We start from the raw sequence: 22,436 nt of genomic DNA, 5'->3' as shown, positions 1-22,436 counted from the left end.
GTGGTGGGGCAAAGACCTTTTGGTTACTTTTGGGGCGTTTGCCAAAAGTGACCCGCTGTAAGAGCGGAACCATAAGCCGCCGTTACCGCAGCAACGGATATGTACTCGATCAACCAACCAACCCAAAACCCAAGCCCAAATAAAAGGCCTCGAACTAGCGAGGCCTTTTATTTGGGCTTCAATCTCTTCAACTCTGTGGCCTCATCCCTTGGGACATCCCAAACATGAACAACAACAACTCATGATCAGGCTTGGCCGCGACACCGACCTTGGCGATCCGCGGCATCGGGCATTGCTGCCCGACACCCTGCACCGCACTGAGAACTTGTGTCCGGGGCTGCTCCCAGGCAGCCAGGGCCAGGGCAGCTATGCCCAACGCCCCCAACAGAAACAAACCTCGTGCAATTTCTAGCTTCATTACGTTAAACCCTTGATAGCGCTGCCAAACGCCGTCTCGTAAAAGTAGCTCAGTTTTTGCCAGTCCGTAGCATTCCACGACGAATGGCGGCGCAACTGCAACATGTCATGCCGGGCCGCCCGCAAAGCGGTCAAGCGCTGCCGGCACTTCTCGAAATCCAGCAACGCCACCTCAACCTTCGCCGCGTCACCCTCACCCGTCACCCGCACAAAGATATGCTTGATATACAGGCAACCATGCTGCCAACGCCCCTTGTGCATCCGCGCCAACGTACCAGCCAGTTCCTTGAGCAAACGCTCATGCACCAACTCGCCATACTGCTCACGACCACCGGCGGCGTACCAGTTTTCGATCTCGTCGAAACCGTCCAGCGACGCCGTGACCAACAACGCCTTCCATTGGTGCTCAGGATCGCGACGGGCCTCACAGAACACCAACTCCGGCACGCGTACATCCAGCAAGCGCAGGCCCTTCAGGGCGTCACGCTCACGCAACACAGTGGGGCGTCCAAAAGGATGGAGCCAACTGCGGTAGATATGGCCCGTCTGGCGCTTGCTATAGAGCAAACGCCCATTGGTGCCCGTTACCCGTTGCACACCACTTTCACCGCCACGACGACGATTGGGCTCTTCGACCCACTCGCCCTGCTGGCGCCAGAAATAATCAAATCGCTCCTCGGGAGCTACTTCACTACCTGGTAAACACTCGACAGCCATCCTGTTACCTCTTGCGCAATACATACACTCGCCACATGGCGTAGAGCGGTATGAAGTCCAGAGATTCCTGAACACGGAAACCGGCCTGCTCAAACTCTGCCTCAACAGTAGCAGCCGGTAACACAAACCGATTTTGGTAACCTTCCTGCTCACCCTTGTTGCGACGCCGCACTTCGGCACGCTTGCGTTTCCACGCCTTGAAGTTGCCGTCCACCCACAGCGAGATAATCACGCTGTCACGGGTAACACGCTGAAATTCGCGCAGTATTGCCAGCCTGTGCTCGGGGTCACCAATGTGGTGCATCAAGCGCATGCAGAAAATACTGTCGACCGCATTATCTGGCAAATCGATATCAAAGGCAGACGTTTGCAAGGGGCGTACCCGTTTCACCACATCCGCCGGCTGGGCGACGGTGGCAATCTTCAACATCGACGCGGAGTTGTCGGCGCCGATGATCACGCGGTTGGGCTTTTCTGCCAGCAACGGCCAGAAACGCCCGGCACCACATGGCAAATCCAGCACCAGGCCAGGCTCACCGGCCATGGCCAGCGCACCACGGGCCAATTGCTCGTCGCGTTTGTGGGACAACCGGCGAGCCAGATTGTCCTGGTGTTTGAGTAAATAATTCTGCGCGTGCTGATCGTCGTACTTTTCGGAAAATTCGAGCTTGATCGGGGTAGGCATCACCGGGTCTCCAGTTACTGATGCCTACAACCTTAAAAAGAATCCTGTGATCAACAGGTCAACACGTTGTGAAAAACTTGTCCTGTCGAATCGTATACATTACAAAACTTTGCAGACACAAGTCGTGGCATGGTGCCATCTTCGGCGAAAATCAGGAAGTCTGCCGCAGCTTAGCGGCAGGGCAGGCATCAGGCTTTGACCTGACTCAATTCGACGTGAAAGCGGCAGCCGTTGGGCTCCATGGTGCTGAGGCTGACGCTCCAACCCTGGTTCTCGCAGATGCGCTGAACCAAGGACAAACCCAGGCCAAGGCCTTCACCGCGCTTTTCACTGCCGCGTACAAACGGTTCGAACATCGCTTCGCGCTTGTCCTCGGGAATGCCCACGCCAGTGTCTTCAACCACAAAACCGCTCGGCTCCAGGGTAAGGCGGATCAGGCCATGCTCGGTGTAGTGCAGGGCATTACGCAACAGGTTGCCCATGACCGCGTGCAGGAAGGTCGCGTTGTAGCGGGTATCCAGTGGATTGCCCGGTTGATAGATCAGCTCAAGGCCTTTGCGCTCGATCGGCTCACGCCAGATCCCCAGCAAGTCCTCGGCCACCTGGGCCAGGCTGGCCTGGGGCGACATGCCGGCCTCCTCGCGCTGGGCACGGGCCAGCATCAGGAAGGTCTGTACCAGTTCGCGCATTTCTTCACAGGCCCGCGCAATGCGCTCGACCTGCTTGCGGCCGCGCTGATCAATCGCCGGGTTCTCCAGCAACAGCTCGCAGGAACTGGCGAGCACCATCAGCGGAGTGCGCAACTCGTGGCTCACGTCACTGGTAAACAGCTGCTCTCGGGACAATGCCTGGCGCAAACGGCCCAGGGTGGCGTCAAAGGCCACGGCCAATTCGCCAACTTCATCCGCGGCGTAATCCGGCGCCAGCGGTGGAGCCAGGCCGAGTAACTGGTCGCGGTGCCGCACCTGGCGAGCCAGGCGTACCACCGGCGCCATTACCTTGCGCGCCAGTACCCAGCCGAGGAACACCGCCAACGCCAGGCTGAGCACAAACCCCACCAGCACCACGGCAAACAGCACGCGCTCGCGCTCTTCGAAATCGCTCTGGTCTTGCAGCAGGACATAACGGCGGCCGTCGACCACCTCGACCATGGCATGGTAGGACAGCGCCTCCCGAAACACCTCGTGAAAACCAGGCTCCAGATGACGCAAGTCCTTGGGCAGTTCGAAATCGCCGGGGCCGCCGCTGAAGTAGAACAACTGGTCGGGCTCCGGGCGATGGCTCCAGTCCTCGACGCTGTCCATCAGCAACAGGCGTTGCAAGTCACCGCCCAGGCCTGCCGAAATGAGTTTTTCTTCCACCAGGTGCACCGTTGCGACGATGCCCATGGCGAAGGCCCCCGCCACCAGCGCGCTCATCAAGGCGAAGGCGATGATGATCCGCTGGGCAAGGCTTTGCTTAAACTCCATCACGACCCTCGGCCAGGCGATAACCCACACCGTGCACCGTTTGCAGCAACGGCTTGGCGAAGGGTTTATCAATCACCTGACGCAGTTGATGGACATGGCTGCGCAGGCTGTCGCTGTCCGGGCAGTCATCGCCCCACAGGGCTTCTTCAAGAATCTCACGGCGCAATACATGCGGGCTTTTCTGCATCAGCACCGCCAACAGCTTCAGGCCGACCGGGTTGAGCTTGAGCAGGCGCCCTTCGCGGGTGACTTCCAGGGTGTCGAGGTCGTAGTTCAGGTCACCCACTTGCAAGGCACGGCGCCCGCCGCCCTGGGCACGACGCAGCACCGCTTCGATACGCGCGGCCAGCTCCGACAGCGCAAACGGCTTGAGCAGGTAGTCATCGGCGCCGGACTTGAAGCCCTGCAGCCGGTCATCCAGTTGGTCGCGCGCAGTGAGCATGATCACCGGCGTGTCGCGGCGCGCGTCTTCACGCAGGCGTTTGCACAGGGTGTAGCCATCAATGCCAGGCAGCATGATGTCGAGCACGATCAGGTCGTAATGTTCGGTGGCAGCCAGGTGCAGGCCCGACAAACCGTCCTGCGCACAGTCTACGGTGTAGCCCTTCAGCCCCAGGTAATCGGCCAGGTTGGCCAGAATATCGCGGTTGTCTTCAACCAATAAAATTCGCATGGGCAGTGTCTCCGTACGCGGTAACGGCCGTGTTGGCTCGCGCAGCTTAAGGCCAAGTATGGCTCACGGCTAGGCCTGAAGGCCGCGCCGATTACTGTTTTCAACCGATTGCGAGACTTAACGAGTTTTTCACTATAGGTTCACAACCTGACTACAGTGTCAGCGCGAAGATCGCGCCCATCGAAAATAAGGAACATTGACATGGGTTTTCCCAAAACAGCGCCAATGCGCTATTTGCTGTTGGTAACCGGTGCCTGGCTGGTGGTTTTTCTACTGACCCGCAGCGTGCTGCTGGTAACCCATCTGGATGAAGTGAGCGGTAACCTGCTGCCGGTATTCGGCGTGGGCCTGCTCTATGACCTCGGCTTCCTCGCCTATGCCGCCCTGCCCCTGGGCCTGTATTTGCTGCTGTGCCCACCGGCCTTGTGGCGCCGTCGCGGCCATCGCTGGTTCCTGCAGGCGGTACTCACCGTCAGCCTGTTCGCCATGCTTTTCACCAGCGTGGCCGAATGGCTGTTCTGGGACGAGTTCGGCGTGCGCTTCAACTTTATTGCCGTGGATTACCTGGTCTACTCCAAGGAAGTGCTGAACAACCTGCTGGAGTCGTACCCGATCGGCAAGCTGCTGAGCCTGCTGGCCGTGATGGCGATCGTCTTGAGCGTGGTCTTGCGTAAACCGTTCAACGCGGCCATGGACGCGCCGTTGCCTGCGATGCGCAAGCGTCTGCTCAGTGCCCTTGGCCTGTTGCTGGTGGCCGGCCTGAGCCTGCAACTGATCAACCAGGACAGCCCGCGCAGCCAGGGCGGTAACGCCTACAACAACGAATTGGCCAGCAACGGCCCCTATCAGTTCTTCGCCGCCTTCCGTAACAACGAACTGGACTACACCCAGTTCTACAAGAGCCTGCCGGCGGATGTAGTCGCCAAGCAGTTGCGCGCCGAACTCAGCGAGCCCAACGCACGGTTTATCGGCACGGATCCGCTGGATATCCGTCGCGCCATTACCAACCCGGGCACGCTGCGCAAACCCAACATCGTGCTGGTGACCATCGAAAGCTTCAGTGCCAAGTACATGGGCAGCAACGGCGACCCGAATAACCTCACGCCCAACCTCGATGCGCTGCGCAAACAGAGCCTGTACTTCAATAACTTCTACGCCACCGGCACTCGCACCGACCGCGGCCTGGAAGCCATCACCCTGGCCATCCCGCCGACGCCCGGGCGTTCCATCGTCAAGCGTATCGGCCGGGAAAGCGGTTTCGGCAGCCTCGGCCAGCAGCTCAACGCCATCGGCTACGACAGCGTGTTTGTCTACGGCGGCCGGGGCTACTTCGACAACATGAACGCGTTTTTCAGCGGCAACGGTTACCGCGTGGTCGACCAGAGCAGCGTGCCCGAATCCGAAATCAGCTTTAAAAACGCCTGGGGCATGGCCGACGAAGACCTCTATAAACAGACGCTGAAACTGGCGGACGCCGACTACGCCAAGCAGCAACCATTCCTGCTGCAACTGATGACCACCTCCAACCACCGTCCGTATACCTACCCGGCTGGCCGCATTGATATCAAATCCGGTGACGGTCGCGACGGCGCGGTGAAGTACACCGACCATGCCATCGGCCAGTTCCTGGAGGCGGCGCGCCAGAAACCCTGGTTCGACAACACGATCTTTATTTTCGTCGCCGACCACACGGCGGGCAGCGCCGGCAAGGAAGACCTGCCGATGGTCAACTACCAGATCCCGCTGTTCATCTACGCACCCAAGCTGGTAGAAGCCGGCGAGAACGCGAAGCTGGCCAGCCAGATCGACCTCGCCCCGACCCTGCTGGGCTTGCTGAACCTGAGCTACGAGTCGACGTTCTTTGGCCGCAACCTGCTGCAAGACAACCCGCTGCCGCCACGGGTAGTGGTCGGCAATTACCAGTACCTGGGGTTGTTCGACGGCAAGGACCTGGCGATTCTCAGCCCGCGCCAAGGCTTGCGTCGGCATGACCAGGCCCTGGGCGACAGCCACGAAATCCGCGTTGGCAGCGATGACCCGTTGATCCAGCGGGCCATCACCTACTACCAGGGCGCCAGTTATGGCTACAAGCAACAGTTGCTGAGCTGGAGGGTGCCCAAGGACGAGGTTCCCCAAGTGAGTACACGCTAACCAAAATGCCCCGGCCAGGTCTGACCGGGGCTTTTTTTAGAGTCTGAGTTCGCCATGCACGCAATCGCTGTTCGTCCGTTATCCCAACCCCTCAACTTCTGGCTGTGCCTCGGTGTGCCTGCCGTTCTGGCGGTGGCCATGTTGCTGCTGGAGCTGACGTCGCTGGACATGGACATCGCCAGGCTGTTTTACGACGCGTCCGAAGGCGGCTTCGTGGGCCGGCACAGTTTTTTTCTGGAGGACATTCTTCACGATCGCGCCAAGCAGATGGTGATCGTGTTTTCGGTGCTGGCAATCGCCGGGTTTGCCGGGGCCTTTGTCTTTGAGCGACTCAAACCCTATCGCCGGGAACTGGGCTGCCTGGTGCTGTCGCTGGCACTGGCCACCTCGTTCGTTTCACCGCTGAAGACGGTGACCGGGGTGCAATGCCCGTGGAGCGTCAAGGAGTTTGGCGGCCAGGAGACGTACAGCGAACTGCTGAGCCCCAGGCCGCCGACCGACAAGCCTGGCCGTTGCTGGCCGGGCGGACATGCGGCGACCGGGTTTGCGCTGTTTGCGTTGTTTTTTGCCCTGAGGGATCGCCGACCGCGGATGGCGCGCTCGGCGTTCCTGTTTGCGCTGGGCCTGGGCACGGTGCTTTCGGTGAGCCGCACGATGCAAGGGGCGCACTTTCTTTCCCACAACGTGTGGACGGCAATTTTCAGCTGGCTGATTTGTTTGGGCGCCTATTACTTCCTGCTGTACCGGCCGGTGAAAACACCGCAGCCCGCCTTCCGCAAGCAGCCCGTGACGCCGTGATGAACAGCCCTTGCCTAGCCGGGGGCAAGGGCGCAACACTCTGCGCACTTTTTGGCAACGATCCTGCTGAGCCATGTCCGATACCCTGTTGCTGATCGAAGACGACCTGCCCCTGGCGGCACTGACGGCCGAGTTCCTGCGCGCCGAAGGCTTTAGCGTTGCAGTGGAACACCGTGGCGACCGCGCCGCCCAGCGTATCCAGGATGAACAACCGGCACTGTTGATCCTCGATGTGATGCTGCCGGGCATCGACGGTTTTACCCTGTGCCGACAGATTCGCGACCACTACCCCGGGCTGATCCTGATGATGACGGCCCTGGACGAGAACGCCGAACAATTGGTGGGGTTTGCCGCCGGGGCCGACGACTACGTTGTCAAGCCGATCGACCCGCAACTGTTGCTGGCAAGGATCCGCTCGCTGCTGCGCCGCCATCCCCAGGCACCTCGCAGCTACTATCAGTGGGGCGCTTTTCGGCTGGACCTGAACAACCACTTCGCCTGGCTTGGCGAGGCGCCCTTGCAGTTTTCGGTGGCCGAATTCGAGTTGCTCGCCATCTTTGCCCGCCATTGCGGCGTATTGCTGACCCGGGAAAAGCTGCTCCAGCGCCTGCGCGGCCTGGAGTACGACGGGCTGAACCGATCGATTGATATGCGGGTGTCGCGCTTGCGCAAAAAGCTGATGAGCCTTGCGTGCCCCGTGACCATCCAGACCATCACGGCGCAGGGATACCTGTTCGTCGAAATCCCGACGGGGAGCCAGCATGCTGTCTAAAGTTCGCCCGTGGATGGCCATCGCGGCCGGCACCAGCTGGGCCGCCCTCACTTTTTACCTGTTGTGGTTGTGCTCGAACGCCTCGGTGTTTATCGGGGACTACAGTTTTCTGCGGCTGATGGCCGGGCCGGGTTATCTGGTTGCCGAGCAACTCAAGGCCTTGCCCGCCGAACAACGGGAGGCGCGCATCGAGTCACTGCAAGCACGCTTTCAGTACCCGGTGAGCCTGGTGAAAAAGGATGATATCGAGCTGCCGCCTGAAGCTATTGTGATGCTCGACCACCATCAGCCGGCGCAGAACAGTGATGAGGACGTCACCTACTTCCCGCTGGACGATGACACGGTGATTCAATTCGGCCCCTTGTGGGGAACCGCCGAAGTGAAGGACCTGCTGCAATATCCGGTGTACTGGGTGACCGCCTGTGTCGCCGGCATGCCGGTACTGCTGTTTCTCTGGATTGCCCTGCGTGCCCGGCGCAAATACACCCATGACCTCGATGCCCTTAATGCCTGCATTGCTACCCTCGCCCGCTCGCCCAACACGCTGCTGCCCGCGATGAGCCAGGAGTGGGCGCCGCTGCTGCTGACCTTGCAACGGCACGCGCTGGATATCAGCTCGATGGGCGAACGCCACCGGGAGGTTTCCCAGGCGGTGTCCCACGAACTGCGCACACCCCTGGCGCGGATGCGTTTTGCCCTGGCACTACTGAGTAAAAGCGCCGACCCCGACACCCGCACCCGCCTGCAAGAGCGCCTGCACACCGATATCGAAGAGCTGGAGTCGCTGGTTCGCGCCAGCCTCGCCTTTGCCCGGCTGGCCGATGCACCCAGCGACCTGCAGCATGAGCCAATCAATCTCCATGCCTGGCTGCAGCAGGAGTTTGCCCTGCTGGACGGGCACCATCGCTTGCTGACCCTGGACACCGACCCGGCCGACCTGGAACTGATCGGCGACCGCGCCCTGCTGCATCTGATCGTGCGCAACCTGTTAAGCAACGCCATTAACTACGCCCGCGAACGGGTGAACGTCAGCGCAGCGTGCCAGGGCCAGCACCTGGTGCTGCATGTGGATGATGACGGCCCGGGCGTGCTGCCGGAAAACCGCGAAAAGATCTTCGAACCCTTCGTGCGCCTGGCCATGGGCGGCGACGAGCCCAGCGGATTTGGCCTCGGCCTGGCACTGGCCAAGCGCGCCACCCATTGGCACGGGGGTGAGCTGTCGATCACCCGCAGCCCGTTGGGCGGCGCACGCCTGACCCTGACCCTCGCACTGCGCCCGGCCTAGGCTGTTACAGCCTGTGACAGTGGAACATCCACGCTGCCGCTAACCTCGCGACCTTGCCCTTTGGATCAGGTTGGAGAGTCAGCTCATGCGTCACCCTAAACGGCATCTGCCCACGCTGCTGTTATCACTGTGCATGGCCGCCGGTTCATGGTCAGGCGGCGTTGCGGCCCAGAATGTTCACGCGCCCTACTACCCCGGCACCATCCTGCCCAATCGCCAGCCCCAGGCGACCATGGATCAACAATTGGTCACGTTCTACAAGGACTGGAAGGCGGTGTATCTCTCAGGGGAATGCGGCAGCGGTCGGTATTTCGTCAAGGTCAACGCCGACCACAAACCGGTAGGAGGTGGCGCCGCGCCCAACACCATCACGGTGTCCGAGGCCCATGGCTACGGCATGCTGCTTACGGTGATGATGGCCGACTACGATGATGAGGCCCAAAAAATCTTCGACGGCATGGTGCGCTACTTTCAGGATCACCCGGCAGCGTCCGATCCCGGCTTGATGGCCTGGAACCAGATCGAGGGTTGCGGAGACTCCACCGACCCTTTCCGCGGCGACGTCAGTGCCACCGACGGCGACCTGGACATCGCCTACGCCCTACTGCTGGCCGACCAGAAATGGGGCAGCCAAGGCACCATTGACTACCGCAGCGAGGCCAACACGGTCATGGCGGCGATCATGAAGCACGAAGTGCACCCCAGGACTCAGCATCTGATGCTCGGCGACTGGGCCGGCACCGACGGCGACCCGGAGCTTGAGTACACCACCCGCAGCTCGGATTTCATGCAGTCGCACCTCTACAGCTTTTTCGCCATGACCGGGGATAAACGCTGGCAGACGGTGCGCGACAAGACCTATTCAATCATCAGCGACTTTACTCAGCGCTACAGTGCCAAAAGTGCTTTGGTGCCGGACTTCATCAGCCATTTGGACACCTCGCTCACACCTGCACGGCCCGATCTGGTGGAAGGCCCATACGACGGCAGCTATTCGTGGAACGCGGCCCGCTACCCGTGGCGCATCGGCCTGGATTACCTGATGTACGGTGACCCGCGTGCGCTGTACACCTTGACCACCTTCAACCGCTGGGCACGCGCCACCACCCACGATGAGCCGGGCAACTTCAACAGTGGCTACCGAATCGACGGCAGTGCGATCGAGGAAGCGCACAATGAGCCGGCCTTTGTGGCGGCACTCGGGGTCAGCGCAATGATCAACCCCGACAATCAGCTGTGGCTCAATAACCTTTGGGACAACCTGCAACGCCGGTCCATCCGTGACCATGACTACTACGGCAACACCCTCAAACTGCTGGGCATGGTGGTCATGTCCGGCCATTGGGAGCGGCCCCAACCGGCGCCCCTCAAAAAAACCGCACACGTGCCTGTCCATCCGTCATCCGGCTCTGCGGCACCGGGACCCGTGGCATCTTTGCCGCCCGCCTCGCACCTGATGCTGGCTCGCGGCTTCATGTTCAAGAAACTGCTGGGGCGTCGCGGCGTCAGCTGAGGCGTGCGCGTAAAGAGAGACGCGGAGCGTCCCTGGCGGCATTCCCACGCAGAGCGTGGGAACGATCAGCATAAAAAAACCCCGCCTGCATCGCTGCAGGCGGGGTTTTTCAGTATCGGGGTAAGGCTGGCTTACATCATGCCGCCCATGCCGCCCATACCGCCCATGTCTGGCATACCGCCGCCAGCTGGAGCATCTTCTTTGATCTCGGCGATCATTGCTTCAGTGGTGATCATCAAGCTGGCAATCGACGAAGCCGCTTGCAGAGCCGAACGAGTCACTTTAGCCGGGTCCAGGATGCCCATTTCGATCATGTCGCCGTATTCGCCGGTAGCAGCGTTGTAACCGAAGTTACCCGAACCCTGCTTAACCTTGTCGACCACTACGCTTGGCTCGTCGCCGGAGTTGGCAACGATCTGGCGCAGAGGTGCTTCAACAGCGCGACGCAGCAGAGCGATACCGACGTCCTGGTCAGCGTTGTCGCCTTTCAGCTCGGAGATAGCCTGCAGAGCGCGAACCAGTGCCACGCCACCGCCAGGTACCACGCCTTCTTCAACGGCTGCACGGGTAGCGTGCAGGGCGTCTTCAACGCGGGCTTTCTTCTCTTTCATTTCAACTTCGGAACCCGCGCCAACCTTGATCACTGCAACGCCGCCGGACAGCTTGGCCAGACGCTCTTGCAGTTTTTCACGGTCGTAGTCGGAAGTGGTATCAGCCACTTGAGCGCGGATCTGGGTAACACGTGCCTGGATGTCAGCTTCAACACCAGCACCGTCGATCACGGTGGTGTTTTCCTTGGTCACGGTGACGCGCTTGGCATTACCCAGGTGTTCCAGGGTAGCGCTTTCCAGGCTCAGGCCGATCTCTTCGGAGATAACGGTACCGCCAGTCAAAACAGCGATGTCCTGCAGCATTGCCTTGCGACGATCGCCGAAACCAGGTGCCTTGACAGCAACCACTTTCACGATACCGCGCATGTTGTTCACAACCAGAGTCGCCAGGGCTTCGCCTTCAACGTCTTCGGAAACGATCAGCAGTGGGCGGCCGGCCTTGGCAACAGCTTCCAGAACTGGCAGCAGTTCACGGATGTTGGAGATCTTCTTGTCAACCAGCAGGATCAGCGGGCCGTCGAGCTCGGCGGTCATGGTGTCTGGCTTGTTGACGAAGTACGGGGACAGGTAGCCACGGTCGAACTGCATGCCTTCAACAACCGACAGTTCGTTTTCCAGGCCCGAGCCTTCTTCAACGGTGATCACGCCTTCTTTACCGACTTTTTCCATGGCTTCGGCAATGATGTCGCCGATGGAGCTGTCGGAGTTGGCCGAGATGGTGCCGACCTGAGCGATTGCCTTGGTGTCAGCGCATGGCTTGGACAGGGACTTCAGCTCTTTGACAATGGCGATGGTCGCCTTGTCGATGCCGCGTTTCAGGTCCATCGGGTTCATGCCGGCAGCGACGGCTTTCAGGCCTTCGTTGACGATCGACTGAGCCAGGACGGTCGCGGTGGTGGTGCCGTCGCCTGCGTCATCGTTGGCACGGGAGGCAACGTCTTTGACCAGCTGCGCGCCCATGTTTTCGAAGCGATCTTTCAGCTCGATTTCTTTGGCGACGGAAACGCCGTCCTTGGTGATGGTCGGAGCGCCGAAGCTCTTCTCGATGATCACGTTACGGCCTTTAGGGCCCAGGGTCGCTTTTACTGCGTCAGCCAGGACGTTCACACCGGCGAGCATTTTCTTACGGGCGGAATCGCCGAATTTAACTTCTTTAGCAGCCATGATCGATATTCCTTAAATACTTTGTAGTAACGGGAAGATGAGCGGGGAAATCAGCCTTCCAGAACAGCGAGAATCTCGTTCTCAGCCATTACCAGCAGGTCTTCGCCGTCGATTTTCACAGTGTTGCTGCCGGAGTAAGGGCCGAAAACAACCTTGTCACCCACTTTCACAGCCAGCGCACGTACTTCACCGTTTTCCAGGGTCTTGCCTGGGCCAGCAGCGAGAATCACACCGTGGTTGGCTTTCTCAGCAGCCGAACCTGGCAGCACGATACCGCCAGCGGTTTTCTTTTCTTCTTCACTGCGACGGATGACGACGCGGTCATGCAGAGGACGAAGCTTGCTCATTGTCGATCTCTCCTAATTGTGTTTTTCATCGGCCGGTGTCAATTCCGGCTAGTTAAATTCCGGCGGTGCCGGTCGCGGTTCGCGGCGCGAAACGCGGAAGTCTGTCTGGTGTCGCCACCAGAAACCTTGCGGTGACCGTTACATAAGGGCGCATAAGCTTATTACAAGGGTACCGAGATGAAATTTTTTGTGTCGGGGGGCGTCTTCAAAAGCCGCACGGCATCCGCGGGTGCCGTGCCAGTGAGGAGATTACTTGGGGTCGCGGTGTTCGAACTCACCTTCGATCACGTCACCTTCGCGCCCCAGGGGCTGGCGCGGGGCCGGGCCGCCACGGGGTTGCAGGTCATCGGCAAAGGCGCGCTGGCGAATGGCAGCCTCTTCGGCACGCTGGCGCATCTTGCCCGCCAGCACTTTGCGGGTGAACGGCAGCAACATCACCAGACCAACCACATCGCTGATAAAGCCCGGCAGGATCAGCAGGCCACCGGCCAACGCCATCATCAGGCCTTCGAGCATGGTCTGGGCCGGCAGCTCGCCGCGATTCAGGCTTTCACGGGCACGCAGCGCCGTGGCCAGGCCGGCGACGCGCAGCACCAGTACGCCGAGCATCGAGCCGAGAATGATCAGCAGCAGCGCCGGGAAAAACCCGATTGCCCCGCTGACTTGTACGAATACGAACAGCTCAAGCACCGGAAACAACAAAAAGAGCAACAAAAAAGGGCGCATCAAATGGTTCCTCAACGCAAGAATGCCTTGCTACTTCACCTTAGATGACGTCGCCGTTTCGTGAATTCAAGCTTCAGCGGCTGCTTTTTTCGGCCAGACCTCGGCGTGAGCCAGGAAAACCAAGGCTTCGCGTACTTGTGTCGGCGTGTTGCAAGGCTCGGCAAAGGGCAGCCAGTAGAGGGCCTGGCCAATGCGCAAGTGCATGCCTTCGCTGTCGATACCGGCCAGTTGCGCAGGCTCGGAGGTCGGCAGGCCGGCCAGTTCGACATAGTGGGCAATCGCCTTGGTGTGGTCGCTGTTCATGTGCTCGACCATGCTCAGTTCGGCCTTGCCGGCAAACGGATTGGCCAGGGTCAGTTGGTCGACCCAGTGGATCGCGCCGAACCCGCCGATATAACGATGGCGCACCGGCTTGAGCACCCAGAAGTCAAAATCATGGGCCCTGTGGTAGTTCGCCGAGTCCGGGAAATAGCGGTAATAACGCTCGGCGGCGGCTTCAATCGCAGCGCCGTCTTCGAGCTTTTCGGCCTCGGCGAGGTAGGTCAGGCGCCCTACCGCTTGCACGTCATCCGCCTCACGCTCACCGACCAGCAACGAGCACTTGGGGTCTTTCTGCAGGTTGTGGGTGTGCTGGGCGATACGGCTGATCAGGATCAGCGGCCGACCCTCGGCGTCCAGGCAATACGGCACCACCGAGCCAAAAGGGAAACCGGGCATGGCCTTGGACAAGGTGGCGAGTGCCCCACGGTATTCCTTGAGCAGTAGTTCTCGGGCATTCTTGGCAACGTGCGCGCTCAACTTATGACTCCTTCGATAAATTTCGTCAAAAAACAAACCTGGATAGCCGCTTAATTCTGCCCACAGGACTTGCGAATGCATCTCAACGACAAAGTAATCATTATCACCGGCGGTTGCCAGGGTTTGGGCCGCTCCATGGCCGAGTATTTTGCCGCCAAAGGTGCCAACCTGGCGCTGGTGGACCTCAATCAGGAAAAACTCGACCAGGCGGTGGCCGCCTGCCAGGCCCATGGAGTGAAGGCCCGCGCCTATCTGTGCAACGTGGCGAATGAAGAGCAGGTGACCCACACCGTGGCACAGATCGCCGAAGACTTCGGTGCGATCAACGGCTTGATCAACAACGCCGGGATCTTGCGTGATGGCTTGCTGCTCAAGGTCAAGGACGGCGAGATGACCAAGATGAGCCTGGCCCAGTGGCAGGCGGTGATCGATGTCAACCTCACCGGGGTGTTCCTGTGCACCCGTGAGGTGGCGGCGAAAATGGTGGAGCTGAAGAACCAGGGCACCATTATCAATATCTCGTCGATCTCGCGGGCCGGCAATGTCGGGCAGACCAACTACTCCGCCGCCAAGGCCGGTGTAGCGGCCGCCACTGTGACCTGGGCCAAGGAGCTGGCGCGCTACGGCATCCGCGTGGCGGGCATCGCACCGGGGTTTATCGAGACCGAGATGACCCTGGGCATGAAGCCCGAGGCCTTGGAGAAGATGACCGCCGGCATTCCCCTCAAGCGCATGGGGCGGCCTGAGGAGATTGCCCATTCAGCGGCGTATATCTTCGAGAACGACTACTACACCGGGCGGATTCTGGAAATGGACGGCGGGTTACGCCTTTAATTACCAGGCGGCTCGTTACCAGGCGACGCCGAACCCTGCGGTGTAGCGGGTCTTGCTCAACGCGCTTTCCGAGTCGCCACTAATAATGTCGCGCTCGGCCTTGAGGTTGAGGGAGGCCCACTCGGTGACTTTGTAGCGCAAGCCCATTTCCGCATCCAGGGAGTACTCGGACGGCCCGGCCAGCGGCTTGCCCACTTCGCCATTGGTGAAGAATTCAACGGTCTTGCCCACCAGGTAGCGGTTGTAGTTCCACTTCATGGCCAGCGAATAGAAGTTGTCCTTGCCGCCGTCCTGGTATTCATAGTCGGTGCGGTTGACCAGCGAACCGAGGGAGAACGCGCCCAGTTCGTCATCCCAGAATTGGTAGCCCGGGCCGGTACCCACGGTGCGCTGGCGGGACAGGTCCTCGACCTTGTCGCGCTTGTAGGTCAAGCGGCCCTGCCAGAACCAGTGTTCGGTAATAAACCGGTCCAGGTCGTACTCCAGCGCCCAGTTGTCGGTGGTGGTCACGTCGTCCTGGAATTCGCGGTTGTACTCGCCCTCGGCGGTATGGCGCCACTGGCCATGGCGGGCAGTGGTCTTGAAGTCGATGTCGTAGTCGTTGGTGTCTTTTTCCGCGCGCTTGTAGTCCAGCGCCATATCGACATTGCCCTTCCACACCAGGTCCTCGATCACCGGCTTGGGCTTGATGATCTGCTGGATGCTCGCCAGCTCGACGGTCTTGGGCGCCTCGCCGTTGGCCAGGATGACCTTGCCATCGTCGGCCGGCTGCAGGGACTTGGCCTTCTCACCGCTGTAGGCATCCTGCTTGACCAGCAATTCCTGATCGCTCTCCAGGGTCTTGACCTGCTTCCAGTCCACCGGGATCGCGCCGGCATAGTCGGTCTGGATCAGCAGTTTGCCACCGTCGAAAACCTTGATCTTGCCGGTCAGGCGGTCACCGTTCTTCAACCAGACGGTGTCGGCGAGCAACGGGGTGGAGGCGCTGAAGACAGCGAGGCACAGCAGGGTTCTGGACAACATAAGCGGATATGGGGCTCGAGTTTGACGAAAAAACGGGCATTATCGGGGTGGATAACTTCTTAGCAAGGACTGACTCGGGTATTCGTATCGAGTTCCGCTCTCAGCCCCCCATTTTTCAGAAATTTCTTACAAATAGAAGGATATTTTCATCGGATATGCCACCGTGAACGAACTGACCGACGCTCCGCAAAGCCCCGCTGAAATGCGCCGCACTGTGCTGTACCTGACCCTCGCCCAAGTGCCCGAAGGCTGCGTGATCAGCTACGGGGAGCTGGCACACCTCGCCGGTTTGGGTCGCGCCGCACGTTGGGTGGGTCGCACCCTGAGCCAACTGCCCGAGGACACCAAACTGCCCTGGCATCGCGTGCTGGGTGCCGGTGGTCGGATAAGTCTGCCGGTGGGCAGTGCCTCGGGTGACGAGCAACGTGCGCGTTTGCGCGGCGAAGGCGTCAGCATCCTGAACAATCGTGTTGATATTCAGCGTCATGGCTGGCGCCCGGTAGAGCACAGCGGTTAGAGTGCGCGCTTTATTTGCGTAATTCTGAGGCAGACTCCAGCCCATGCCCCGTAAAACCTGGCGCGCCGCGCTCGCCGCCTATGCCAGCCCCTCGACGTTAGTGCTGTTGCTGCTCGGCTTTGCTGCCGGCTTGCCTTACATGTTGGTGTTCTCGACGCTCTCGGTATGGTTGCGCGAGGCCGGCGTGGCCCGCGAAACCATCGGTTATGCGAGCCTGATCGGCCTGGCCTATGCCTTCAAGTGGGTCTGGTCGCCCCTGCTCGACCAATGGCGCCTGCCACTGCTCGGCAAGCTCGGACGTCGTCGCTCCTGGCTGGTACTGTCCCAGACGCTGGTGATCCTCGGATTGATCGGCATGGGTTTCTGTGATCCGCAAAAGCATCTGTCCTGGCTGATCGCCATCGCCGTGATCGTGGCCTTCGCTTCCGCCACGCAAGACATCGCCGTAGACGCCTACCGCCTGGAAATCGCCAGCGACAGCCAGCAGGCCGCGCTTGCCGCCAGCTATATGTCCGGTTATCGCGTGGCCGCGCTGCTTGCCACCGCAGGTGCGCTGTTTTTTGCCGAAGGCTTCGGTTCCACCGGGTTCAACTACAAGCATTCGGCATGGGCCGGTACGTACGTGCTGTTTGGTGCACTGATGGTGCCTGCGCTGCTCACCACGCTGTTCATGCGCGAACCCAATGTGCCGCTGCGTACCCAATTGCAGGCCGGGCGCTACAGCTTTGCTCACCAGCTGGTCTCGGTGTTCGTGTTGATCGTGCTGCTGGTCTCGGTACCGGCGATGTTCACCCAGTTGTACAACACTGATTTCGCCAGCGTGCTGTTCCATGGGGTCAGCCTGCTGGACCTGCTGCTGGAAGATCGGGCGTTCCTGCGGGCCATCCTCTACATCATCCTGACCACGCTGTGCCTGTCGACCATGGGCCGCCGGGGCCTGGCGCCGGTGCTCACGCCGGTCAACGACTTTATCCTGCGCTACCGCTGGCAGGCCTTCCTGCTGTTGGGGCTGATTGCCACCTACCGCATGTCGGACACGGTAATGGGCGTAATGGCCAACGTGTTCTATATCGACCAGGGCTTTACCAAGGACCAGATCGCCGGTGTCAGCAAAGTCTTCGGCCTGATCATGACCCTGCTGGGCGCCGGCATGGGTGGCCTGTTGATCGTGCGCTTCGGGATTCTGCCGATCCTGTTCATTGGCGGCATTGCATCGGCCGGCACCAACCTGCTGTTCGTGATGCTCGCCGACATGGGCCCGGACCTGCAGATGCTGATTTTCACCATCTCCCTGGACAACTTCAGTTCCGGCATGGCGACCTCGGCGTTTGTCGCGTACCTGTCGAGCCTGACCAACCTGAAGTTCTCCGCCACCCAATACGCCCTGCTCAGCTCGATCATGCTGCTGCTGCCGCGCTTGATCGGCGGGTATTCGGGGGTGATGGTCGAGAAGTTCGGTTACCACAACTTCTTCATGATCACCTGCCTGCTGGGTGTGCCGACGCTGGTCCTGATCGCCTTGCACTGGTTTCAGGAAAGCCGGCGGATTCGCTTGAATCCTCCCGAGGAAAACGAATCACTGTAGGAGCTGGCTTGCCTGCGATTGCATCACCGCGGTGTAACTGACACACCGTGTTGCCTGCATCGCAGGCATGCCAGCTCCCACAGAAGCCCTGCTCCAGCAACCAGATGCCTGTACGTCGGCAGCAAGCGCCCGTACAATCCCAAGTCATTTCAAGTCCAAGCAACCGACAACGGCCTACCATGCGCACCAGTCAATATTTGCTCGCCACACAGAAAGAAACGCCTTCCGACGCGGTCGTGATCAGCCATCAGCTGATGCTGCGCGCCGGCATGATCCGCAAACTGGCCTCGGGCCTGTACACCTGGCTGCCCATGGGCTTGAAGGTGATGCGCAAGGTCGAAGCCATCGTTCGTGAAGAAATGAACGCTGCCGGCTCTCTGGAAGTGTTGATGCCGAGCACCCAACCGGCTGAGCTGTGGCAGGAATCCGGGCGCTGGGAAGAGTACGGCCCTGAATTGCTGCGCTTCAAGGATCGTCATGGCCGGGACTTCTGCGCCGGCCCGACCCACGAAGAAGTGATCACCGACCTGATGCGCAACGAGTTGAGCAGCTACAAGCAGCTGCCCCTCAACCTGTATCAGATCCAGACCAAGTTCCGTGACGAAATCCGCCCACGCTTCGGTTTGATGCGCGGCCGCGAATTCATCATGAAGGACGCCTATTCGTTCCACGTTGACCAGGCGTCCCTGCAGGTCACCTACGACCGCATGCACACCGCCTACTGCAACGTGTTCACGCGCCTGGGCCTGAAATTCCGTCCGGTTGAAGCGGACAACGGCTCCATCGGCGGTGCCGGCTCCCACGAGTTCCACGTGCTGGCCGAGTCCGGTGAAGACGACATCGTGTTCAGCAACGGTTCCGACTACGCGGCAAACATCGAGAAAGCCGAAGCCGTGCCACGGGAAACTTCCCGCCCTGCGCCAAGCGAAGAGCTGCGCCTGGTGGACACACCCGAGACCAAGACCATCGCGGCCCTGGTGGAAAAATTCAATCTGCCGATTGAAAAGACCATCAAGACCCTGATCGTGCGCGCCGAGGAAGAAGGCAAGCTGATCGCCCTGGTAATCCGCGGCGACCACGAGCTCAACGAAATCAAGGCCGCCCAGCAGCCAGGCGTTGCCAGCCCGCTGGTCATGGCCACCGACGCCGAACTGCGCGACGCCATTGGCGCCGGTGCCGGTTCCCTGGGCCCGCTGAACTTGCCATTGCCGATCATCATCGACCGTTCGGTCGAGCTGATGAGCGACTTCGGCATCGGTGCCAACATCGATGACAAGCACTACTTTGGCGTGAACTGGGAACGTGACCTGCCGGTTCCGACCGTGGCCGACCTGCGCAACGTGGTGGCCGGCGACCCAAGCCCGGACGGCAAGGGCACCATGGAAATCAAGCGCGGCATCGAAGTCGGGCACATCTTCCAGCTGGGCAACAAGTACAGCAAGGCGATGAAGTGCGAAGTGCTGGGCGAGAACGGCAAGCCGATCACCCTGGAAATGGGCTGCTACGGCATTGGCGTATCCCGCGTGGTTGCGGCTGCCATCGAGCAGAACAACGACGAGAAAGGCATCATCTGGAGCGACGCCCTGGCGCCATTCCAGGTTGCCCTGGTACCGCTGCGCTACGAAACCGAGCAAGTACGCGAAGCCACCGACAAACTGTATGCCGAACTCACGGCTGCCGGTTTTGAAGTGCTGCTGGATGATCGGGACAAGAAAACCAGCCCGGGCATCAAGTTCGCCGACATGGAACTGATTGGCATCCCGCACCGGATCGTGGTCAGTGACCGCGGCCTGGCCGATGGCAATCTGGAATACAAGAGCCGGACCGAAGCCGAGGCCCAACCGTTGCCGGTGGCTGACGTGCTGTCTTTCCTTCAGGCGCGTATTCGTCGCTGAAAACCAGATCAAGAGTCGTCATGTTCAAGCGAAACACCATAGCCCTGGGGGGCGCCACGTTATGTGGCGCCCTGCTGGTCAGCGGCTGCGCCAACCAAATGTCGCAACGCAGCGAGCACGAGGAACGCATCGAGCGCAAATTGCTCGATCACAGCCTGCAGATCGACGTGGGCGAGCCGAAGGTGCTGGAGCTGCCGCAACGCCGGGTGCGCATTCACGAGCAAAAGACCTTTGAGGTCACCGAGTTCGAAGTTACCCGTCGCTACGACCGCTACACGCCCTACCAGCCCTGGCGCAAACTCTATGAGATGCCCCTGGGCGCGGTCGCGCTGGTGGCGGGCGTCGGCGCCAACGTGGCGAATGTGTTTGCCCTGGGCAACCTGCCTGCCAGCATGACCCGGGATTGGCTCAGCTATGGCGTGGACGGGCTCAACCCGTTCATGAACGTGCAATCCAACGGCCGTGCGCAACAGAACCTGGCGGGTATCGATGAAGTCCAGCGCGACAAGCGCGTGGAGTATTCGAGCCTGCCCTGGAGCGAGCGCCCGGTACAGGTGACTGCCGGCAAGCAAACCCATGAGCTGACCACCGACCGCGATGGCGTGCTGCGCCTGAACCTGTTGGACAGCCCGCTTGCCGAGCAGGACCTGAACCGCATCAGCACCCTGAAGATCAGTGTTGAAGATGCCCAGGATGACGTGCACTCGGACTCATCCCTGGCCATCAGCGGCACCCTGCGGGGCAAATTGCTCGAAGCTCACGGGTTGATCTATGACGACCTGGAAGACGACGAGGTCAACGAGTGGGTGCACCGGGTCAAGCGCCTGTCGGAGCTGGGCCTGGAAGAAGAAGCCAGCGAGCTGGAACAGAGCCTGATCGAACTGACCCGCAATGATCCGGAGTTGCAGCAGGAATTCCTGCAGGCCTTGACCAAGGATGCCGGACGCCTGGTGGCGGATCCCGGGGCACGCTGAAGCCTTTAAATGTGGGAGCGGGCTTGCTCGCGAATGCGGCGTGTCAGCCAGCACATGCGTCAACTGACACACCGCATTCGCGAGCAAGCCCGCTCCCACATTTGGTTTTCGGTTTCTACCAGGGGAATTGGAGCTGCTCGTTGCCGTTGCTCAAATCCAGCAAACGCACGCCTATTCCCAGCAATCGCACCGGCTTGTCGCCGCGATTGAACGCCTGGGTCAGCAACTGCCGGTAACTCTCCAGGTCCCGCCCTGCCCCCGCCTGCTCCAGGGTCGTCTGGGTAAAGTCGTGAAACTTCACTTTGACGAACGGCTTGCCCGCCCGATAACTGCTGTCGATGCGCGCTATACGCCCCGCCAGGGTGTCCATCAGCTCCGGCAGTTTTTCCAGGCAACTGGGCAAGTCCGGCAGGTCGACATCGTAGGTATTTTCCACGCTGATGGATTGCCGGCGGCTGTCGTTCTGCACCACCCGGTCATCAATCCCACGCGCCAGGCTCCAAAGCCGCTCGCCAAAACTGCCAAACTCTCGCACCAGCGCCAGCTTGTTCCACTCCCGCAGTTGCAGGCAGTCCTCGATCCCCAGCCGCGCCAGCTTGTCGGCCGTCACCTTGCCCACGCCGTGGAGCTTTTTCACCGGCAGCGCCGAGACAAAATCTTCCACCTGGTCGGGGGTGATCACAAACAGTCCGTTGGGCTTTTTCCAGTCGCTGGCGATCTTGGCGAGAAACTTGTTCGGCGCCACGCCCGCGGAAACGGTGATGTGCAACTGGTTGGAGACCCGCCGGCGAATGTCCTGGGCAATGCGCGTGGCACTGCCGCCGAAATGCGGGCTGTCGGAGACGTCCAGGTAGGCTTCGTCCAGGGACAACGGTTCGATCAGGTCGGTGTAGTCGCGAAAGATCGTCTGGATTTCCTTTGATGCTTCTTTATAAGCATCCATGCGCGGCTTGACGATGGTCAGGTCCGGGCACAGCTTCAGGGCATGGCGGGACGACATGGCCGAACGCACACCATAGGCCCGTGCTTCATAGTTGCAGGTGGCGATCACCCCGCGACGGTCTGCCGAGCCACCGACAGCCAGGGGCTTTTGCGCCAGGGTCGGGTCGTCGCGCATCTCGATGGCGGCGTAGAAGCAATCACAGTCGACGTGGATGATTTTGCGCTGCGTCATATATAAGGCAGTGGTTCTGGGCAGAAAACGGACAGGCCGGCAGTATCTCACTCACACCTGTATATAGCACCAGTAGTTTGAATCTTCCGCTTAAGCGGTAGGAAAATTCGCAGGTGAATTCATTTTCTCAATCGAAACACACCCCCCAATAGAGCTGAAAGCCTCGGCCAGACTGGCCCCGCGGCCTATCAAGGGGCAACCTTGGAGAGCTAACCGATTGAACCACAAGCGCTTTTCTTTGAATCAGCGGTTGACACACTCGCGTTCCTCTGTAGAATGCCGACACACAGACGCGGGATGGAGCAGTC

21 protein-coding genes and 1 tRNA gene (1 of these 22 cut by a window edge) are annotated in these 22,436 nt (G+C 60.3%); 11 read left to right on the top strand and 11 right to left on the bottom strand.

Annotation, left to right across the window (positions count from 1 at the left end; genetic code table 11):
* Positions 1-187: 187 nt before the first annotated feature.
* From AC3WKX_RS14875 to colR, 5 genes are all read right to left on the bottom strand, one after another.
* Positions 188-418 (bottom strand): hypothetical protein, encoded by a 231-nt coding sequence (locus AC3WKX_RS14875; RefSeq protein ID WP_008433604.1) that lies wholly within the window; start codon positions 416-418, stop codon positions 188-190.
* Positions 418-1,134, bottom strand: a complete 717-nt coding sequence (locus AC3WKX_RS14870; RefSeq protein ID WP_023659223.1) for a lipopolysaccharide kinase InaA family protein — start codon at positions 1,132-1,134, stop codon at positions 418-420. The genes AC3WKX_RS14875 and AC3WKX_RS14870 overlap by 1 nt, the downstream gene beginning before the upstream one ends.
* Positions 1,135-1,138: 4 nt before the next feature.
* A complete protein-coding gene (locus tag AC3WKX_RS14865; protein ID WP_008433602.1) occupies positions 1,139-1,819 on the bottom strand; it encodes a class I SAM-dependent methyltransferase in 681 nt (226 codons plus the stop codon).
* Between the two features lie 188 nt (positions 1,820-2,007).
* On the bottom strand, positions 2,008-3,288 hold the full coding sequence (locus tag AC3WKX_RS14860) for a sensor histidine kinase (RefSeq protein ID WP_102606183.1): 1,281 nt from the start codon (positions 3,286-3,288) through the stop codon (positions 2,008-2,010).
* Positions 3,278-3,961, bottom strand: a complete 684-nt coding sequence (gene colR / locus AC3WKX_RS14855; RefSeq protein WP_003208587.1) for a two-component system response regulator ColR — start codon at positions 3,959-3,961, stop codon at positions 3,278-3,280. The genes AC3WKX_RS14860 and colR overlap by 11 nt, the downstream gene beginning before the upstream one ends.
* A gap of 201 nt (positions 3,962-4,162) precedes the next feature.
* Here colR and AC3WKX_RS14850 point away from each other — a divergent pair, with 201 nt between their 5' ends.
* From AC3WKX_RS14850 to AC3WKX_RS14830, 5 genes are all read left to right on the top strand, one after another.
* Entirely contained in the window at positions 4,163-6,112 is a 1,950-nt protein-coding gene (locus tag AC3WKX_RS14850; protein WP_008433599.1) for an LTA synthase family protein, read from the top strand.
* A 54-nt stretch (positions 6,113-6,166) separates the two neighbouring features.
* The gene (locus AC3WKX_RS14845; protein WP_003208590.1) at positions 6,167-6,910 is read left to right on the top strand and encodes a phosphatase PAP2 family protein; all 744 of its coding nucleotides are present in this window, start codon (positions 6,167-6,169) and stop codon (positions 6,908-6,910) included.
* Positions 6,911-6,983: 73 nt separating this feature from the next.
* Complete coding sequence (locus AC3WKX_RS14840) at positions 6,984-7,682, top strand: response regulator (protein WP_102606184.1); 699 nt, start codon at positions 6,984-6,986, stop codon at positions 7,680-7,682.
* A complete protein-coding gene (locus tag AC3WKX_RS14835) occupies positions 7,672-8,967 on the top strand; it encodes a sensor histidine kinase (protein ID WP_102606185.1) in 1,296 nt (431 codons plus the stop codon). Before AC3WKX_RS14840 ends, AC3WKX_RS14835 begins: the two co-directional genes overlap by 11 nt.
* An 85-nt stretch (positions 8,968-9,052) precedes the next feature.
* Positions 9,053-10,480, top strand: a complete 1,428-nt coding sequence (locus tag AC3WKX_RS14830; RefSeq protein WP_102606186.1) for a family 8 glycosyl hydrolase — start codon at positions 9,053-9,055, stop codon at positions 10,478-10,480.
* Between the two features lie 131 nt (positions 10,481-10,611).
* On the opposite strand, the gene groL is transcribed toward AC3WKX_RS14830, so the two are convergent.
* The 4 genes from groL to AC3WKX_RS14810 all read right to left on the bottom strand — a co-directional run bounded on the left by groL (position 10,612) and on the right by AC3WKX_RS14810 (position 14,126).
* The gene (gene groL / locus AC3WKX_RS14825) at positions 10,612-12,255 is read right to left on the bottom strand and encodes a chaperonin GroEL (protein ID WP_003208597.1); all 1,644 of its coding nucleotides are present in this window, start codon (positions 12,253-12,255) and stop codon (positions 10,612-10,614) included.
* A 50-nt stretch (positions 12,256-12,305) separates the two neighbouring features.
* Positions 12,306-12,602 (bottom strand): co-chaperone GroES, encoded by a 297-nt coding sequence (locus AC3WKX_RS14820; RefSeq protein WP_003208599.1) that lies wholly within the window; start codon positions 12,600-12,602, stop codon positions 12,306-12,308.
* Positions 12,603-12,851: 249 nt separating this feature from the next.
* Entirely contained in the window at positions 12,852-13,328 is a 477-nt protein-coding gene (locus AC3WKX_RS14815; RefSeq protein ID WP_003208601.1) for an FxsA family protein, read from the bottom strand.
* A gap of 66 nt (positions 13,329-13,394) precedes the next feature.
* On the bottom strand, positions 13,395-14,126 hold the full coding sequence (locus tag AC3WKX_RS14810) for a HugZ family pyridoxamine 5'-phosphate oxidase (protein ID WP_102606187.1): 732 nt from the start codon (positions 14,124-14,126) through the stop codon (positions 13,395-13,397).
* 75 nt (positions 14,127-14,201) lie between these two features.
* On the opposite strand from AC3WKX_RS14810, the gene AC3WKX_RS14805 reads away from it, so the two are divergent.
* A complete protein-coding gene (locus tag AC3WKX_RS14805) occupies positions 14,202-14,960 on the top strand; it encodes an SDR family oxidoreductase (protein WP_003208604.1) in 759 nt (252 codons plus the stop codon).
* Between the two features lie 15 nt (positions 14,961-14,975).
* On the opposite strand, the gene AC3WKX_RS14800 is transcribed toward AC3WKX_RS14805, so the two are convergent.
* Positions 14,976-15,983: a DUF481 domain-containing protein gene (locus AC3WKX_RS14800; protein WP_003208606.1), complete on the bottom strand. Its 1,008-nt coding sequence runs from the start codon at positions 15,981-15,983 to the stop codon at positions 14,976-14,978.
* A 202-nt stretch (positions 15,984-16,185) separates the two neighbouring features.
* Here AC3WKX_RS14800 and AC3WKX_RS14795 point away from each other — a divergent pair, with 202 nt between their 5' ends.
* The 4 genes from AC3WKX_RS14795 to AC3WKX_RS14780 all read left to right on the top strand — a co-directional run bounded on the left by AC3WKX_RS14795 (position 16,186) and on the right by AC3WKX_RS14780 (position 20,954).
* Positions 16,186-16,500 (top strand): MGMT family protein, encoded by a 315-nt coding sequence (locus AC3WKX_RS14795; RefSeq protein ID WP_218166212.1) that lies wholly within the window; start codon positions 16,186-16,188, stop codon positions 16,498-16,500.
* A gap of 43 nt (positions 16,501-16,543) precedes the next feature.
* Positions 16,544-18,085: an AmpG family muropeptide MFS transporter gene (locus AC3WKX_RS14790; RefSeq protein ID WP_008433581.1), complete on the top strand. Its 1,542-nt coding sequence runs from the start codon at positions 16,544-16,546 to the stop codon at positions 18,083-18,085.
* A gap of 179 nt (positions 18,086-18,264) precedes the next feature.
* Positions 18,265-19,980: a proline--tRNA ligase gene (locus AC3WKX_RS14785; protein WP_102606188.1), complete on the top strand. Its 1,716-nt coding sequence runs from the start codon at positions 18,265-18,267 to the stop codon at positions 19,978-19,980.
* A gap of 20 nt (positions 19,981-20,000) precedes the next feature.
* Positions 20,001-20,954 carry a hypothetical protein gene (locus tag AC3WKX_RS14780; protein ID WP_102606189.1) on the top strand — a complete coding sequence of 318 codons (954 nt, stop codon included), beginning with the start codon at positions 20,001-20,003 and terminating at the stop codon, positions 20,952-20,954.
* Positions 20,955-21,069: 115 nt separating this feature from the next.
* Here AC3WKX_RS14780 and dinB read toward each other — a convergent pair whose 3' ends face one another.
* Entirely contained in the window at positions 21,070-22,128 is a 1,059-nt protein-coding gene (gene dinB, locus AC3WKX_RS14775) for a DNA polymerase IV (RefSeq protein WP_102604874.1), read from the bottom strand.
* A gap of 291 nt (positions 22,129-22,419) precedes the next feature.
* Here dinB and AC3WKX_RS14770 point away from each other — a divergent pair.
* A tRNA-Met gene (locus AC3WKX_RS14770) sits at positions 22,420-22,436 on the top strand (it continues 160 nt past the right edge of the window).

The sequence above is a fragment of the Pseudomonas sp. GP01-A4 genome (assembly GCF_058780865.1).
The sequence above is the reverse complement of the archived record's forward strand: the minus strand, read 5'-3'. Positions and strand labels throughout refer to the sequence as shown.

Excerpts from the sequence above, each read along its gene's own strand:
- AC3WKX_RS14875 (WP_008433604.1), bottom strand. The coding sequence starts at position 418 with ATGAAGCTAGAAATTGCACGAGGTTTGTTTCTGTTGGGGGCGTTGGGC.
- AC3WKX_RS14870 (WP_023659223.1), bottom strand. The coding sequence starts at position 1,134 with ATGGCTGTCGAGTGTTTACCAGGTAGTGAAGTAGCTCCCGAGGAGCGA.
- AC3WKX_RS14865 (WP_008433602.1), bottom strand. The coding sequence starts at position 1,819 with ATGCCTACCCCGATCAAGCTCGAATTTTCCGAAAAGTACGACGATCAG.
- AC3WKX_RS14860 (WP_102606183.1), bottom strand. The coding sequence starts at position 3,288 with ATGGAGTTTAAGCAAAGCCTTGCCCAGCGGATCATCATCGCCTTCGCC.
- colR (WP_003208587.1), bottom strand. The coding sequence starts at position 3,961 with ATGCGAATTTTATTGGTTGAAGACAACCGCGATATTCTGGCCAACCTG.
- AC3WKX_RS14850 (WP_008433599.1), top strand. The coding sequence starts at position 4,163 with ATGGGTTTTCCCAAAACAGCGCCAATGCGCTATTTGCTGTTGGTAACC.
- AC3WKX_RS14845 (WP_003208590.1), top strand. The coding sequence starts at position 6,167 with ATGCACGCAATCGCTGTTCGTCCGTTATCCCAACCCCTCAACTTCTGG.
- AC3WKX_RS14840 (WP_102606184.1), top strand. The coding sequence starts at position 6,984 with ATGTCCGATACCCTGTTGCTGATCGAAGACGACCTGCCCCTGGCGGCA.
- AC3WKX_RS14835 (WP_102606185.1), top strand. The coding sequence starts at position 7,672 with ATGCTGTCTAAAGTTCGCCCGTGGATGGCCATCGCGGCCGGCACCAGC.
- AC3WKX_RS14830 (WP_102606186.1), top strand. The coding sequence starts at position 9,053 with ATGCGTCACCCTAAACGGCATCTGCCCACGCTGCTGTTATCACTGTGC.
- groL (WP_003208597.1), bottom strand. The coding sequence starts at position 12,255 with ATGGCTGCTAAAGAAGTTAAATTCGGCGATTCCGCCCGTAAGAAAATG.
- AC3WKX_RS14820 (WP_003208599.1), bottom strand. The coding sequence starts at position 12,602 with ATGAGCAAGCTTCGTCCTCTGCATGACCGCGTCGTCATCCGTCGCAGT.
- AC3WKX_RS14815 (WP_003208601.1), bottom strand. The coding sequence starts at position 13,328 with ATGCGCCCTTTTTTGTTGCTCTTTTTGTTGTTTCCGGTGCTTGAGCTG.
- AC3WKX_RS14805 (WP_003208604.1), top strand. The coding sequence starts at position 14,202 with ATGCATCTCAACGACAAAGTAATCATTATCACCGGCGGTTGCCAGGGT.
- AC3WKX_RS14800 (WP_003208606.1), bottom strand. The coding sequence starts at position 15,983 with ATGTTGTCCAGAACCCTGCTGTGCCTCGCTGTCTTCAGCGCCTCCACC.
- AC3WKX_RS14795 (WP_218166212.1), top strand. The coding sequence starts at position 16,186 with ATGCGCCGCACTGTGCTGTACCTGACCCTCGCCCAAGTGCCCGAAGGC.
- AC3WKX_RS14790 (WP_008433581.1), top strand. The coding sequence starts at position 16,544 with ATGCCCCGTAAAACCTGGCGCGCCGCGCTCGCCGCCTATGCCAGCCCC.
- AC3WKX_RS14785 (WP_102606188.1), top strand. The coding sequence starts at position 18,265 with ATGCGCACCAGTCAATATTTGCTCGCCACACAGAAAGAAACGCCTTCC.
- AC3WKX_RS14780 (WP_102606189.1), top strand. The coding sequence starts at position 20,001 with ATGTTCAAGCGAAACACCATAGCCCTGGGGGGCGCCACGTTATGTGGC.
- dinB (WP_102604874.1), bottom strand. The coding sequence starts at position 22,128 with ATGACGCAGCGCAAAATCATCCACGTCGACTGTGATTGCTTCTACGCC.